This is a genomic window from Bradyrhizobium sp. SPXBL-04 (genome assembly GCF_051853035.1).
Taxonomy (GTDB): Bacteria; Pseudomonadota; Alphaproteobacteria; order Rhizobiales; family Xanthobacteraceae; genus Bradyrhizobium; species Bradyrhizobium zhanjiangense.
Genome location: NZ_CP182472.1, coordinates 8,145,048 through 8,158,916, shown reverse-complemented (window position 1 = coordinate 8,158,916; position 13,869 = coordinate 8,145,048). Strand labels below are relative to the sequence as shown.

Sequence of the window (13,869 nt, the reverse complement as noted above, 5' to 3'; positions counted from 1 at the left end):
GTCCTGCGGCAGCCGCTGCTAGTCAGTTGCGCGACGGCAAGGAGAGCTTCATGACGCAAGCGGCAAAATTGCTTTACACGGCCAAGACACACACCAGCGGCGGTCGACACGACGGCATATCGCGCAGTTCCGACGGTCGCCTCGACGTCAAGCTGTCGCCGCCGGGCAGTGCAGGCATCGGCACCAATCCCGAGCAATTGTTCGCGGCCGGCTGGTCGGCCTGTTTCGAAGGCGCGATGGAGATCGCCGCGCGCAAGCGCAAGATGGATCTTCCCAGGAAGTGCGCGATCGATGCGGAGATCGATCTCGTGCTCGACGAGGGCGCCTACTCGCTGAGGGCGCGCCTCAATGTCAGTCTGCCGGGTCTCGATCGCGAGATCGCGCGCGGCATCATCGATGAAGCGCATCAAACCTGCCCCTATTCCAAAGCGGTCCGCGGCAACATCGACGTCACGGTCGCGCTGATCTGACGCACCATCATCTACCCCAAAGGGAGCACCATCATGAAGCAGATCATCGACCAGCATCGCCGCAAGTTCTTTGGCGTCGCTGCGGGAACCGTTGCCATTGGTCTCGGCGTGATCGACCTCGCCCGCGCCGAGACGGAAGCGCCACGATCCTCTGCATCGAATGCGTCCTTCGGCACGATCAAGCAGATCGATGCCGGCGTTCTCAGCGTCGGCTATGCGGAGGCGGGTCCCTCGAACGGTCCCGTGGCGATCCTGCTGCACGGCTGGCCCTACGACATTCACGCCTTCGTCGATGTCGCGCCGATCCTGGCAAAGGCCGGTTATCGCGTCATCATTCCTTATCTGCGCGGCTATGGCACGACGCATTTCCTCTCCAGCGAGACGCCGCGCAACGGCGAGCCAGCTGCGATGGCCGCGGACATCATCGCGCTGATGGACAAGCTCGATATCAAGAAGGCCGTTGTCGCCGGCTTCGATTGGGGCGCGCGCACCGCGGACATCATCGCCGCGCTGTGGCCGGACCGCTGCCGCGCGCTGGTGTCGGTCAGCGGTTACCTGATCTCCAGCCAGGCCGCAGGCAACGTACCGTTGCCGCCGCAGGCTGAACTGCAATGGTGGTATCAGTTCTATTTCGCGACGGAGCGCGGCCGCGACGGATACGAGAAGTACACGCACGATTTCGCCAAGCTGATCTGGAGGCTCGCCTCACCGCAGTGGAAGTTCGACGACGCCACCTTCGATCGAAGCGCTGCGGCGCTCGACAACAAGGATCATGTCGCGATCACGATCCATAATTACCGCTGGCGGCTCGGGCTTGCCCAGGGCGAGGCGAAATACGAACATCTCGAAAAGAAGCTCGCGGCAGCTCCCATCATCGACGTGCCGACGATCACGATGGAAGGCGACGCCAACGGCGCGCCGCATCCCGACCCGAGCGCCTATGCCAAGAAGTTCTCAGGTCGATACGAGTTTCGCCTGATCACCGGCGGCATCGGCCACAATTTGCCGCAGGAAGCACCACAAGCCTTTGCCAAAGCCGTCATCGACGCCGATGGCGCCTGAGCATCTGTCAGCATCTCGGTCCAGCCGGGCTGGACCGAGGATCGCCCGTTAAACCCAGCTTGATGAAACGTCATGACGCCATCCGAACCTGAAAAGAAGAAGTCTCCCTACGCCACGATGATAGCGCTCACCGTGGTCGTCCTCGTCGTGCTCCTGACCTGCGTGCCGTATCTCGTCACGATCGCTTCCGCCGAGGGGCCCGCGACGGCCGACTCCTCGCCGATCTTCGGCGTCACGATCCCGCCCGGCTACAAGCGGTGGGAGCTGATCGCGCCGGCCGAGGAGGCGGCGCCGCTCGACGAGCTTCGCGCCGTGGTCGGCAACCAGACCGCAATCGACGCCTATCAGGCCGGAAAGCTTCCATTCCCGGACGGCACCATTCTGGTCAAGCGCGCCTGGAAGCGCAAACAGTCTCCTGAATTTGCGTCCGCGACGATTCCCGGCGCTGCCACCACGGTCCAGGTGATGGTCAAGGACGCCAAAAAATACGCCGCCACCGGCGGCTGGGGGTTTGGCCGTTTCATCGACGGCAAGCCGGTCGACGCGGCCCAGCATCGCACCTGCTTCGCCTGCCATGAAGCGCGCGCCAAAGGACGCGATTACGTCTTCACGCGGCTGGCACCCTAGCAAGAGGACCCGCTGGCCTTCACCAGTAAGGCTGCTTCACTCCGCCGCCACCATCTGCTGCGTGCGCCACTGGCCGAGCAGGGCGCGGAGCGAGGCTGGCTTCACCGGCTTGTTGAGCACGGCGATCTTCTCGTCGCGCGCAGCTATTTGCACGGCGGGGCTGCGATCGGCGGTGATCAGGATGGCGGGGATGCCGTCCCCGAAGCGGCGGCGGATGTCGCGTATGGCGGCGATGCCGTTGCCGCGGTCAAGATGATAGTCGACGAGCAGGCCGGTGACGCGCCGTCCGGCGGCTTCGATCGCGGTGATCGCGCCCTCGGGGTCGGCGACCGCGATCACCTCGGCGTCCCAGGCCTTCAACAGCGTGCGCATGCCGTCGAGGATCGCCGCATCGTTCTCGATGCACACGATCAGCGCGCCTGAGATCGGCGTGCGTGCCAGCGGCGTCGCGCTGGTCACGGCCGCGGTGTGAGTGATCGCCTTCGCCGTCGGCACCGTCACGGAGAACACCGAGCCGCCGCTTGCATTGCCGTCGATGGCGATGCCGTGCTTGAGCACGCGTGCCAGCCGCTCGACGATCGAGAGCCCCAGCCCGAGGCCACGCGCGATTCGAGCGCCCTGCTCCAGGCGGTGGAATTCCTTGAAGATCTCGGCGCGCTTGACCGACGGGATGCCGACGCCGGTGTCGTAGACGCAGATCTTGAGCGAGGCGCCGCGGCGGCGGCAACCGACCAGCACGCGGCCCCGCGGGGTATACTTGATTGCGTTGGAGATCAGGTTCTGGAGCAGGCGCCGCAGCAGGAGCCGGTCCGACTCGACGGGCAGCGAGCAGGGCACGAAGGCGAGCTCAAGGCCCTTGGCGCGCGCGATCGGCGCGAACTCGATCTCCAGCGAGCGCATCAAATCGGCCATCTTGAAGCTCGAGATCGAGGTCGTCATCGCGCCGGCGTCGAGCCTGGAGATGTCGAGCAGCGCACCGAGGATTTCCTCGATGGCCTGGAGCGACTCGTCGATGTTCTCGACCAGCCGGGTCTCCTCGCCATTGTGCTGGCGCTCGACAAGGCTGGTGATGTAGAGCCGCGCCGCATTCAACGGCTGCAGAATGTCGTGGCTGGCGGCGGCGAGGAAGCGCGTCTTGGAGATGCTGGCATCCTCCGCCGCGCTCTTGGCCAGCGCCAGCTCTGAGTTCAGCCGCGTCAATTCCTCGGTGCGGTCGCGGACGCGCTTTTCCAGCGTCGCATTGGCACGCTCCAGCGCTTCTGCCGCCTCGAAGGTGGGCGTGACGTCGGTGAAGGTGATGACGAAACCGCCGCCGGGCATGCGGTTGGTGAGCACCTCGATCACCATGTGGCGCTCCGGCAGGCGTTCGAGATACGGCTCGCTGTCGGTGGTGTAGGCGACAAGCCGCTGTTCGATCATCGCCTCGCGGTCGCCCGGCTCGGGCGGATCGCTCACGCCCATGAACTCCAGGATTTCACGCAAGGGCGTACCGAACTGAATGAAATGCGGGGGGACGTTGAGCAGATCGCCGAACTGCCGGTTGGAGCAGATCAGTTGCAGATCGGCATCGAACACTGCGATGCCCTGGCGGACATGGTTGAGCGCGGTCTGGAGGATCTCGCGGTTGAAGTGCAGCGCCGCATGGGAGTCGTCGAGCAGCTTTAGCGCGGCCTTCGCCGAGACCGTCCGCTTGCGCAGGAGCAGCGACATCACGAGGCGCGAGGATGCGGCTCCGATCGAGGACGCGATCAGGTGCTCTGCGTGCTGCAACAGCTCGAAATCGGCGGGCGCCCCGGACTCCAGCCGGACATTGCGCCGCGCCGAGAAGGCCTCGAACGAATGGCGGGCGCGGTCGGGCCCGAGATATTGCGCCACCGTGGTCTGGATGTCCTGCACGGTGACGGTGGTGCGCCAGCGGCGGAAGCTCGGGGAGATCGGCGCGAGCGTGTTGGGGACAAACAGGTCGGCCTGCACCAGCTCGATCGAAGACGGTCGGCGCGCCAGCGAGAGGAGTACGTAGGTGAGAATGTTGAGCGACAGCGACCAGATGACGCCGTGCATCAGCGGCGGCAGATCGGCGCCGAACAGCGCCTGTGGCCGCAGCGCCTCGATTCCGAACGGTCCGTGCTGGAGCAGCAGGATGCCCGTCGTCGAGGTATCCATGAAGCTCGGAATGAACAGCGTGTAGAGCCACACCACGAAGCCGACCAGCATCCCGCCGATCGCGCCGCGCGCCGTCGCCCGCCGCCACAGCAGCCCGCCGAAGAAGCTTGGTGCAAGCTGGGCGATGGCGGCAAACGACAACAGGCCGATCGCTGCGAGCTGGGTGTTGCCGAGCGCGCGATAGTAGAAATAGGCCATCACCATGATGGCAAAGATCGCAAGCCGCCGCGAGCGCAGCAGGAAATCGCTGAAATCGGCGCCGCCGGTGCGCCCCTCCGGCCGTCGTTGCAGCACCAAGGGCACCACGAGGTCGTTCGAGACCATGATGGAGAGCGCGACGCATTCGACGATCACCATGGCGGTCGCCGCCGACAGTCCGCCGACGAAGACGGCGACGCTGAGCAGATTCGCGCCGCCCTCGATCGGCAGGGCCAGCACGTACATATCGGGGTCGGCCGTGCCGAACGGGAAGCTGACGAGGCCGGCCAGCGCGATCGGGATCACGAACAGATTGATGGCGACGAGATAGAGCGGGAACAGCCAGCGCGCGCGGCCGACCTCGGCGTCGGACGAATTTTCCACGACGCTGACGTGGAACTGGCGCGGCAGCATCATGATCGCGCACAGCGACAGCAGCGTCATGGTCAGGAAGTTGCCGATCGACGGCGAGTAGTTGATGGCGCGCACCGCCTCCGGCGTCTTCATGGCGCGCTCGATCAGCTCCTGCGGCGAGAACATCCAGAAGGTGACGAAGATGCCGGCGGCCAGGAAGGCGACCAGCTTGACGATGGACTCGGTCGCAACCGCCAGCATCAGGCCGTGCTGGTGCTCGGTGGCGTCGGTATGGCGGGTACCGAACAGCACCGCGAAGGCCGCCATCGCCAGCGTCACCATCAGTGCCATGTCGCCGAGGATCGGGATGTGGGAGAAGGCCTGGTCCTCGCTTAGGATCGTGCCGAGCGAGGAGGCCACCGCCTTGAGCTGGAGCGCGATATAGGGCACCGAGCCGATGATGGCGATCAGCGCCACGGTGGCTGCCACCGCCTGGCTCTTGCCATAGCGCGCGCCGATGAAATCGGCGATCGAGGTGATGTTGTGGGCTTTGGCGAGCTGGATCACGCGCCGGAGCACGCCGGCGCCGAGCCCGATCATCAGGATCGGACCGAGATAGATCGCCAGGAAGTCGGTCGAGGTGCGGGTGGCGAAGCCAACCGAGCCGAAGAAGGTCCAGGAGGTGCAGTAGATCGCCAGCGATAGCGGGTAGATCAGCCCGGAGGCGCGGCCAGGCCCGGCCGGCGAACGGCGGTCGCCGTGGCTCGCCACCAGGAACAGAAAGCCGATGTAGCCGAAGGCGGCGGCGATCACGCCCCAGTCGTGCAGCATGGCGAGCGCGCTTCTCCCTGGGCGCTGGGCAGCGCCCGATCTCATTTTCCCTGCAAATCTAGCGCGTTGAAAGGTCGCAAGCGACAGCGAAATGCCCGGTGGGGCCGGGAACTGGGGTTGTCGTTAAGCCTTAGCGCCAGCGGCCGGCCCTCACCCTCCCCTGGAGGGTAGGGCTATCGCATATGGCGTGAATAATGCTTCGGCATCGGCAGTGGGCTCCCTCTCCCGCTTGCGGGGGAGGGCTGGGGTGGGGGTGCCTCCGCGTCGGGATTGTCGAGAATTGCGGAGGCGATCCCGGTGCGGTGAGAGCCCTCACCCGCCGCGCTCGGGACGATGCTTCGCATCGCCCGGGACGCGTCGGCCTCTCCCGCAAGCGGGAGAGGCGGAGCAAACTCGCGGGTGGTCCCCGCGAAATGCATATGCGATAGCACTACCCTGGAGGGGGAGGGTCGATCGCGCGCAGCGCGAGCGGGGTGGGGTGATCTTTCCACACGGGCAGCGTTCGAGGTGGAGAGACCGTCACCCCACCCCGTCTCACATTTCGTTGCGCTCAATGTGCGCTCCCCCTCCAGGGGAGGGTGAAAGGAGCGCCTACTCCGCCGCCAGTGACTTCTGGCGCAGCGGCAGGCCGAGACGATCCCACACTTGCAGCAGAGCCTCGGCCAGCTGATCGATCAGCCCGTCATCGTGATAGGGCGAGGGCGTGATGCGCAGCCGTTCGGAGCCCTTGGCGACGGTCGGATAGTTGATCGGCTGGATGTAGATACCGTGCTGCTCAAGCAGCAGGTCCGAGGCCTGCTTGCACTTCTCGGGATCGCCGACGAACAGCGGCACGATATGGGTGTCGCTCGACATCACCGGCAGGCCGGCGGCATTGAGGATCGCCTTGACGCGGGCGGCGCGGTCCTGGTGGCGCTCACGCTCCCAGTTCGAGGTCTTCAGATGCTTGATCGCGGCGGTTGCGGCCGAGCAGATCGCCGGCGGCAGCGCGGTGGTGAAAATGAAGCCCGGCGCATAGGAGCGCACGGCGTCGATGATCTGGCCGTTGGCGGCGATGTAGCCGCCGAGGCAGCCGAAGGCTTTCGCCAGGGTGCCTTCCAGAACGTCGATGCGATGCATGACGCCGTCACGCTCGGCGATGCCGCCGCCGCGCGGGCCGTACATGCCGACCGCGTGGACCTCGTCGACATAGGTCATCGCGCCGTATTTCTCGGCGAGATCGCAGATCTTGGCGAGCGGGGCGACGTCGCCGTCCATGGAATAGAGGCTCTCGCAGACAATCAGCTTCGGCCGATTCGGGTCGCCCGCCTTCAACAGCTCCTCGAGATGCGCCAGATCGTTGTGGCGGAACACGACCCGCTCGCAGCCGGAATGGCGGATGCCCTCGATCATCGAATTGTGGTTGAGCTCGTCCGACAGAATGAGGCAGTTCGGAATGAGCTTTGCGATGGTCGGGATGCCGGTCTGGTTCGAGACATAGCCCGAGGTGAACAGCAGCGCGGCTTCCTTGCCGTGGAGATCGGCGAGCTCGGCCTCGAGCTGGACCAGCGGATGATGCGTGCCGGCGATGTTGCGGGTGCCGCCGGCACCGGTGCCGACGCGGGTTGCGGTCTCGACCATGGCGCCGACCACCTTCGGGTGCTGGCCCATGCCGAGATAATCGTTGGAGCACCAGATCACGACGTCGCGCTTGCCCTTGGGCGAGTGCCAGACCGCGTGCGGGAACCGGCCGGCCGTGCGCTCGAGATCGGCGAACACGCGGTAGCGCCGCTCGGTGTGGAGACGGTCGAGGGCGGAACTGAAGAACTCGTTGTAATCCATCGGCAAAACCTGCAGCGGAAACCTGGCCCAAGGCGGCCGTCCAATTTTTAGAGCTTTTCCAGCTCCGATGTCCATGCGCCTGCGCACATTTGCGGCAAGGCGAGCGTGCCAATTGATAGCGCCGGTCCGGCGGCGATTGTTGATTTGGATCAACCGCCTAGCACAGGCCCGCCGGCCGGGACCGGAGTTGCCGGGGGGCAGGGGCTGCCATGGACATTTTGTCCATGACGCGCGCTCCGTCCATGATTGAAGAGTCGGTCGCGCCGACGCCCATAGCCTCGTCCCGAGGCAGGGCGCGGGTCGGTCGTGCCGACAGCTCATGCGAAAGGACGCCCCGATGAAACGTGTGATGATCCTCAACGGTCCCAACCTGAACCTGCTCGGCGTGCGCGAGCCGCACATCTACGGCACGACGACGCTGGCGCAGATCAACGCGAGTTGCGAGGCAGCCGCCGCAGAGCTCGGGCTCAAGTTGACCTTTCACCAGTCCAACCATGAGGGCGTGCTCGTCGATTGGATTCAATCGGCGCGGCAGGATGCCGAGGCTATCATTATCAATCCCGCCGGCTTTTCCTTCACCTCGGTGGCGATCATGGACGCGATCAAGATATTCGAAGGCCCGGTGCTGGAAGTCCACATCTCCAACATCCACGCCCGCGATGAATATCACCGGCACTCGAAGATCTCCTTCGTGGCGACCGGCGTGATCTGCGGGTTGGGCCCGTACGGCTATATCGCGGCGCTGCAGGCGATCGCGAATATGAAGTGAGTTTGTTGCTGCGGCGACGGTCTGCTCCCTCGCCCCGTTCTTACGGGGAGAGGGTTGGGGTGAGGGGCCGCTCCGCAATCACGGTGAGAGTCGGACTCGCGGAGACTCCCCCTCACCCGCCACGCTTCGCGTGTCGGCCTCTCCCCGCAGGCGGGGAGAGGCGAAAAACTCACGTCGTCCTGAACCGCAACACGCCGTCCTGCGTCTCCGCCGTCAGCCGGCCCTCGACGATCATGTAGTTGACATGGGCGACCAGTTCGCCGGCGGCAAAGCCCATCTGGTGCTCGTCCAGCACATGCTTGTTGAACACGACCGGCACCAGGGCGCGCGAAGTCTGCGGTATCTCGCGGCAGGCCTCCGCGATCAGGCGGCAGCGCTCCTCGTGGTGATCGGCGAGCTGCTTGATGCGGGTCTTGAGCCCGTAGAACGGCACGCCGTGGCCAGGCAACACCAGCACGTCGTAGGGAAGCGTCGTGGTGAGGCTGGCGAGCGAGGCCAGATATTCGCCGAGCGAGTTCTGGTCGGGCTCGACCGCCCAGACGCTGACATTCGGCGAGATCTTGCTCAGCACCTGGTCGGCGGAGAGGAACAGCTTGTCGTCGGCACAATACAGCATCACCTGGTCGAGCGCGTGGCCGCCGCCGGTGATCACCTTGAAGCGGCGCGAACCGATCACGACATCGTCGCCGTGGGAGATGCGGCGGTAGGACGGCGGCAGCACCGAGACGCGCTTGAGATAATCCTGGCCGCGGCCGAGCAGTTTTTCGGTGAGCGACTCGTCCATGCCATGGCGGCGGAAGAACAGCCGCTGCGCCTCGCGCCGCTCCTCGGTGCCGCGGTTCTGGTGATAGACCGATTGCAGATATTCGACCTGCGACATCACCAGCGGGCAGTTGAACCGTTCGACGATCCACCCGGCGAGGCCGACATGATCGGGGTGCGAGTGGGTGACGATCAGGCGCGTGATGTTGACGCCCTTCAGCGGCCCGTCGAACAGTTTTGTCCAGGCCTCGACCGTCTCCTCGTTGCCGAAACCGGCATCGATCATCGCATAGCCGTCGCCATCGGCGAGCAGGTAGATATTCACGTGGTTGAGGCGAAACGGCAGCTTCAGCCGCGCCCACAGCACACCGGGCCGCACCTCGACCACTTCTTCGGGGCCGGGATGCTGTTCCCAGGGGTAACGCAGAGCCTCGGCCGAGGACTGCGCGATGTCGGTTTTCGAGTTCATGCTATCGGCTTAACCCCGCCGCGCGCGGGGCGCCAGCCGAAAAAGGATGCCTGGCGGCCGCCGCATGGCCGTCATACCGGCGGTGTTTTTCCGTGATGTGGGACAGTCGCGCCCCGAGCTCGGTTACCTCTCCCGCTTGCGGGGGAGGTCGGCGCGAAGCGCCGGGTGGGGCTCTCTCCTCGCGGGACATTCCCAGTGCGCTGCGAACTGTCCCATTGCGGAGGCACCCTCACCCCAACCCTCTCCCGCAAGCGGGAGAGGGAGCGCGGCGGCCGGCGTCCTTACGCCGCCCGCATGTTGTTGAGGAACGCGTCGATCTCCCCGCGCAGCATGTCGGCCTCGCGGCGCAGTGCGTCGGAGGCGCCCAGCACTTCGCTCGCCGCAGCACCTGCTTCGGCGGATGCCGTGGAGACGCCGACGATGTTGCTGGAGACCTCGCTGGTGCCGCCGGCAGCGTGCTGGATGTTGCGGGCGATCTCGCGGGTGGCGGCGCCCTGTTGCTCGACCGCTGCCGCAATCGTCGTGGTGACGTCATTGATCTCGCCGATGATCCGGCCGATGCCCTGGATGGCGCCGACTGCCGAGGTCGTGATCTCCTGCATGCTGGCGATCTGGGTGCGGATCTCCTCGGTCGCCCTGGCGGTCTGGCTCGCGAGGCTCTTCACCTCGGAGGCGACCACTGCGAAACCGCGGCCGGCCTCGCCCGCGCGTGCCGCCTCGATGGTGGCGTTGAGGGCGAGCAGGTTGGTCTGCGAGGCGATGGTCTGGATCAAATCGACGACGACGCTGATGCGGCTCGCGCTGTCGGCGAGGCTCTGCACGGTCGTGTCGGTGGCGCCGGCCTCGTCGACCGCCTTCTTGGCGATTTCCGCAGAGGTGACCACCTGGCGGCTAATCTCGGCGATCGAGGATGACAGCTGCTCGGTGCCGGCCGAGACGGTCTGCACGTTGACCGAGGTTTCCTCCGCGGCGGAGGCGACCGCGTTCACCAGCGCGTTGGACTGGTCCGCGGTGTTCGACATGCTCTGCGCGGTCGATTGCATCGAATTGGCCGATTGCGCGAGATTGTCGAGCGCGGAGCGCACCGTGCTTTCGAACTCGGCGATCTTCGCTTCCATGCGCGCCGCACGCTCGGCTTTCGCGACACGATCCTTGTCCTGCTCGCTGGCGAGCGCCCGGGCTTCGATCATGCTGTCGCGGAACACGTGAAGCGTGTCGGTCATCGCACCGATCTCGTCATTGTGCTTCGCGCGTGCGATCTCGGTGTCGAGATCGCCGGCCGACAGCAGCTGCATGGCGCGCTGCAGGTCGCTGATGCGGCGCAGGATGTTGCGGCCGACATAGAGCCAGACGAACAGCGCCGAACCGACAAGCATCATAGCGCCCAACGCCAGCATCGCGATGGTCGCGAGCGAGATGTCCTGGCGGGCCTGGAAGGTCGATGCGTTGGTCTCCTTCTGTACGCCGTCGACGAGCTGCTGCACGCTGATGCCGAGGCCGACATTGAGCTTGCGCGTCTCGTCCAGGATGGTCTGGCCGTAGTCGACGGAGTCGAGCTCCTTCTCACGCAAATTGAATACGCCGGTCTTGCCGGTGCCGAGCGCGAGCAGCTTTTCCGCCGTCTCGCGCAGCATCTTGGTGCCCTGATTGTTCGGCAACAAATCGAGGTTGGACCGCAGGCGTCCCTGCGCCGTCTTGAATTCCTTCTGGATGTCGTCGAGCTTGTCGGCCGTGTTCGCCGACAGCGCCGCGCTCATGTCGGCGGCTGCGAGATTGCCACTGGCAACGACGTTGCCGAGCTGCCCGACGGTCTGCGCGGCTTCGGTGGCATCTTCGGCGGAGAGGTTGGCCGACCCCAGAATGGCGTTGACCTGGGTCTGGGCGTTCAGCATGGCCGGACTGGCCGCGCCGACGAACGCGCTCTGCGCGCTGCGCAGGGCGTCATATTGCTTGTCATGGAGGGCGGCGATATCCAGCCGCTCGCGGGCGGCCTTGGCCAGACTCTGGGCCGCCTCGTTGATGCTCTTGATGGTCTCGCTGAGTCCGGAGACGACTGTCTTGTCAGCGCCGAGCTCGATGATCTCGTTGAGTTTCTGCTGTGTCTGCTCCTGCAATTCCTTCAGCTTCTTGGTGCGCTCGTTCAGGGCGTCCTCGGTTTGAGCCGCAAGCAGGGCAGGTCCCTGTGCCGCAAGGCTCGCGCTCAATGCCGACAATTGCAGGCTTGCAGCAAGACGCGGAATGTCCCGTCCGCTCAGTTCGGTCATGCGCCCACCGAGATTCTGCAGCACCAGGCCGGCGCCGGCCGAGATCACGAGGCCCATGCCGGCGATCACTGCGAAGGCCGCGAACAGGCTGCCGCGCACGCCCCATTTCGGCAGTTTGAAACGCGGCCTGAACCGGCCGAGACTGAGACGGATCGCCATCGAAATTCCCCCACACCCTTGCTTCTGTTTTGTGGCCGGGAGTATCGGGCACGCCGGTTAAAAAATCGCAATTTGTGCAATCAGTTACGTGCGTTCCGCAGAGCGAAAAAAGAAGGGCCGGCAACATCGCCGGCCCTTCGTGATGATAAGGTTTTGCTAACCGCTCAGTAGCGCGCGACGGCCGGGCTGGCCCAGTTGAAGCGATAGTTGACGCCCGCCTTGAAGGTGTGATCGTCGGTGGTGAAGTTGCCGGTGCCGACCAGCGGGCCCGCGGTGAAGTGCGCGTCGCCGAAGTTGTAGTACTGGTACTCGGCCTTGGCCGACCAGTTCGGTGCGAACATGTATTCGAGGCCGGCGCCGACGGTATAGCCGTTGCGGTGATCGCCATCGATGACGAAGCCGGTCGGCACGCCGCCGACCGTCACCTTCTCGTTGTTGTCCGAATAGGCATAGCCGCCCTTCACGTAGAGGAGGCCCGGACCCCAGGTGTAGCCGACACGGCCGGTGATCGAGCCAAGCCCGCGCTGGTCGTTGGTGTAGGCGATGCCGCCCGGGAATACCGCGCCGACGCTGCCGGAAAGCCAGGAATACTGGCCCTCGACGCCGACCACGAAGTTCGGGTTGAGCTGCCAGTCCGCACCGACCTGCACGCCGCCGAGGAAACGGCCGTTGCCATTGTTGCCGGTGGAGAGGCCGTTGAAATTGTTGTCGCTGGAGAACGCGCCGCCGACATGGCCACCGATGTAGAAGCCGGTCCAGTTGTAGATCGGCGCGACATAGGCAGGCGCGGGCGCCTTGTAATAGTTGCGGTTGCCGAGATCGGCACCGACGGCCGGCGCGGCCATGCCCATCACGAGCAGCGCAACGGTCGCAAACAAAATCTTCTTCATCGTCTTGAACTCCAACACGTAAGGTCCCCGGCAGGCGCGCATTCCGCGCCGTCGTTGGTTTTGCAGATAGCTTGCTTTTGACGAAAATGCTGTCACATGCGTGGCACAGCGGCGCCCAACCTAACTTATTGGGCTGCAAATGATTTTCGTGCTTAATGCCGGCTTAAGAAATGCTGAAGGAAGGCTTAACTTCGCGCCTCGCAGGTAACTTGCGCGCGGCTCTTGTTAACCAAGACGCCGCCGCGCCTCGTCGCGCATCTGCGCGCGAAAGGCTGCGCGCTTTGCCGGCCGGTCTTCCTCGCGCACGTCGTGACGATCGAAGATGTCGAACTTCTCAAGGATCGGATAGCGCTCGCTCGCCATCGCGAGCACGCGCAGCACCTCGGTCGCCGATGGTGTCGGACCGCTGACTTCCCAGCGCCGGATGGTGTCGGCGCCGCCCTTCTCCGGCAATCCGCACAGCCTGGCCATGTCGGCCGCAGTGAGCTTGCGCTCGAGCGCGTCGGAGAGGTCGTTGCGGAGTTGCTTCAGTTCGGCGCCGGTCATGCTGCTTGCGTCCAGGGAAGTCAATGAAAGCAATGAACTAACGCTGATTCGGGTCCATCCGAAGGCGGCGGGCGCACGCGCTGCGGCACCTTCAAGTGCGCACGGAGTTATGAACGGAGAACCTATGGAAATTTTCCGATGAATGAACAGTTGGCATACCGGGGCGCGTACGGGGCGAAAGGAACAGTCATGACAAGCATCAAATTCGCCATAGCCGCGCTCGTCACGACCGGACTGCTTGCCGCGCCTTTCGCGGCTGAAGCGAAGAAGGTTCGGTCGAGCCGGCATTACAGCACCGGTGTGGTGGCGCCGACCTATGGCGGTGCCGGAGCGCCGGCAGCGCAGCCGAGGGCGTCCTATGGGTCATCCGGACAGACGGTCGGCACCGTCACGGCGCCGTCGATCGGATCGTACAATTGGCCGTCGGTCGGCGTGACCAATGCGGTGCCGACGTGGAGCAACACCACCAGATAGACCGATGGCC

The 13,869-nt window shown here is 65.0% G+C and carries 11 protein-coding genes; 5 read left to right on the top strand and 6 right to left on the bottom strand.

What is annotated here, in order from left to right:
• Positions 1–50: 50 nt before the first annotated feature.
• The 3 genes from ACNJX8_RS38840 to ACNJX8_RS38830 all read left to right on the top strand — a co-directional run bounded on the left by ACNJX8_RS38840 (position 51) and on the right by ACNJX8_RS38830 (position 2,159).
• Entirely contained in the window at positions 51–470 is a 420-nt protein-coding gene (locus ACNJX8_RS38840) for an organic hydroperoxide resistance protein (protein ID WP_128956894.1), read from the top strand.
• 33 nt (positions 471–503) lie between these two features.
• Positions 504–1,532, top strand: coding sequence for an alpha/beta fold hydrolase (locus ACNJX8_RS38835; RefSeq protein ID WP_439358901.1), 1,029 nt, complete (start codon positions 504–506; stop codon positions 1,530–1,532).
• 72 nt (positions 1,533–1,604) lie between these two features.
• Complete coding sequence (locus ACNJX8_RS38830) at positions 1,605–2,159, top strand: cytochrome P460 family protein (RefSeq protein WP_439358900.1); 555 nt, start codon at positions 1,605–1,607, stop codon at positions 2,157–2,159.
• Between the two features lie 36 nt (positions 2,160–2,195).
• Here ACNJX8_RS38830 and ACNJX8_RS38825 read toward each other — a convergent pair whose 3' ends face one another.
• Positions 2,196–5,705, bottom strand: a complete 3,510-nt coding sequence (locus ACNJX8_RS38825; protein WP_128942076.1) for a PAS domain-containing hybrid sensor histidine kinase/response regulator — start codon at positions 5,703–5,705, stop codon at positions 2,196–2,198.
• A 591-nt stretch (positions 5,706–6,296) separates the two neighbouring features.
• Positions 6,297–7,526 carry a 5-aminolevulinate synthase gene (hemA, locus tag ACNJX8_RS38820; protein ID WP_439358899.1) on the bottom strand — a complete coding sequence of 410 codons (1,230 nt, stop codon included), beginning with the start codon at positions 7,524–7,526 and terminating at the stop codon, positions 6,297–6,299.
• 337 nt (positions 7,527–7,863) lie between these two features.
• Between hemA and aroQ the strand changes: the two genes are divergently transcribed.
• On the top strand, positions 7,864–8,295 hold the full coding sequence (aroQ, locus tag ACNJX8_RS38815) for a type II 3-dehydroquinate dehydratase (RefSeq protein WP_439358898.1): 432 nt from the start codon (positions 7,864–7,866) through the stop codon (positions 8,293–8,295).
• 169 nt (positions 8,296–8,464) lie between these two features.
• Here aroQ and ACNJX8_RS38810 read toward each other — a convergent pair whose 3' ends face one another.
• From ACNJX8_RS38810 to ACNJX8_RS38795, 4 genes are all read right to left on the bottom strand, one after another.
• Positions 8,465–9,526, bottom strand: coding sequence for an MBL fold metallo-hydrolase (locus tag ACNJX8_RS38810; protein ID WP_128936801.1), 1,062 nt, complete (start codon positions 9,524–9,526; stop codon positions 8,465–8,467).
• 281 nt (positions 9,527–9,807) lie between these two features.
• Positions 9,808–11,949, bottom strand: coding sequence for a methyl-accepting chemotaxis protein (locus ACNJX8_RS38805; protein ID WP_128942079.1), 2,142 nt, complete (start codon positions 11,947–11,949; stop codon positions 9,808–9,810).
• A 164-nt stretch (positions 11,950–12,113) separates the two neighbouring features.
• A complete protein-coding gene (locus ACNJX8_RS38800; RefSeq protein WP_128936799.1) occupies positions 12,114–12,839 on the bottom strand; it encodes an outer membrane protein in 726 nt (241 codons plus the stop codon).
• 225 nt (positions 12,840–13,064) lie between these two features.
• Positions 13,065–13,385 carry a hypothetical protein gene (locus ACNJX8_RS38795; RefSeq protein ID WP_439358897.1) on the bottom strand — a complete coding sequence of 107 codons (321 nt, stop codon included), beginning with the start codon at positions 13,383–13,385 and terminating at the stop codon, positions 13,065–13,067.
• A gap of 189 nt (positions 13,386–13,574) precedes the next feature.
• On the opposite strand from ACNJX8_RS38795, the gene ACNJX8_RS38790 reads away from it, so the two are divergent.
• Complete coding sequence (locus ACNJX8_RS38790) at positions 13,575–13,859, top strand: hypothetical protein (RefSeq protein WP_439358896.1); 285 nt, start codon at positions 13,575–13,577, stop codon at positions 13,857–13,859.
• The last annotated feature ends 10 nt before the right edge of the window (positions 13,860–13,869 follow it).

Bases quoted from the DNA above. Each gene is read 5' to 3' on its own strand.
- ACNJX8_RS38800 (WP_128936799.1), bottom strand. From the start codon at position 12,839: ATGAAGAAGATTTTGTTTGCGACCGTTGCGCTGCTCGTGATGGGCATG.
- ACNJX8_RS38840 (WP_128956894.1), top strand. From the start codon at position 51: ATGACGCAAGCGGCAAAATTGCTTTACACGGCCAAGACACACACCAGC.
- ACNJX8_RS38795 (WP_439358897.1), bottom strand. From the start codon at position 13,385: ATGACCGGCGCCGAACTGAAGCAACTCCGCAACGACCTCTCCGACGCG.
- ACNJX8_RS38835 (WP_439358901.1), top strand. From the start codon at position 504: ATGAAGCAGATCATCGACCAGCATCGCCGCAAGTTCTTTGGCGTCGCT.
- aroQ (WP_439358898.1), top strand. From the start codon at position 7,864: ATGAAACGTGTGATGATCCTCAACGGTCCCAACCTGAACCTGCTCGGC.
- hemA (WP_439358899.1), bottom strand. From the start codon at position 7,526: ATGGATTACAACGAGTTCTTCAGTTCCGCCCTCGACCGTCTCCACACC.
- ACNJX8_RS38830 (WP_439358900.1), top strand. From the start codon at position 1,605: ATGACGCCATCCGAACCTGAAAAGAAGAAGTCTCCCTACGCCACGATG.
- ACNJX8_RS38805 (WP_128942079.1), bottom strand. From the start codon at position 11,949: ATGGCGATCCGTCTCAGTCTCGGCCGGTTCAGGCCGCGTTTCAAACTG.
- ACNJX8_RS38825 (WP_128942076.1), bottom strand. From the start codon at position 5,705: ATGCTGCACGACTGGGGCGTGATCGCCGCCGCCTTCGGCTACATCGGC.
- ACNJX8_RS38810 (WP_128936801.1), bottom strand. From the start codon at position 9,526: ATGAACTCGAAAACCGACATCGCGCAGTCCTCGGCCGAGGCTCTGCGT.
- ACNJX8_RS38790 (WP_439358896.1), top strand. From the start codon at position 13,575: ATGACAAGCATCAAATTCGCCATAGCCGCGCTCGTCACGACCGGACTG.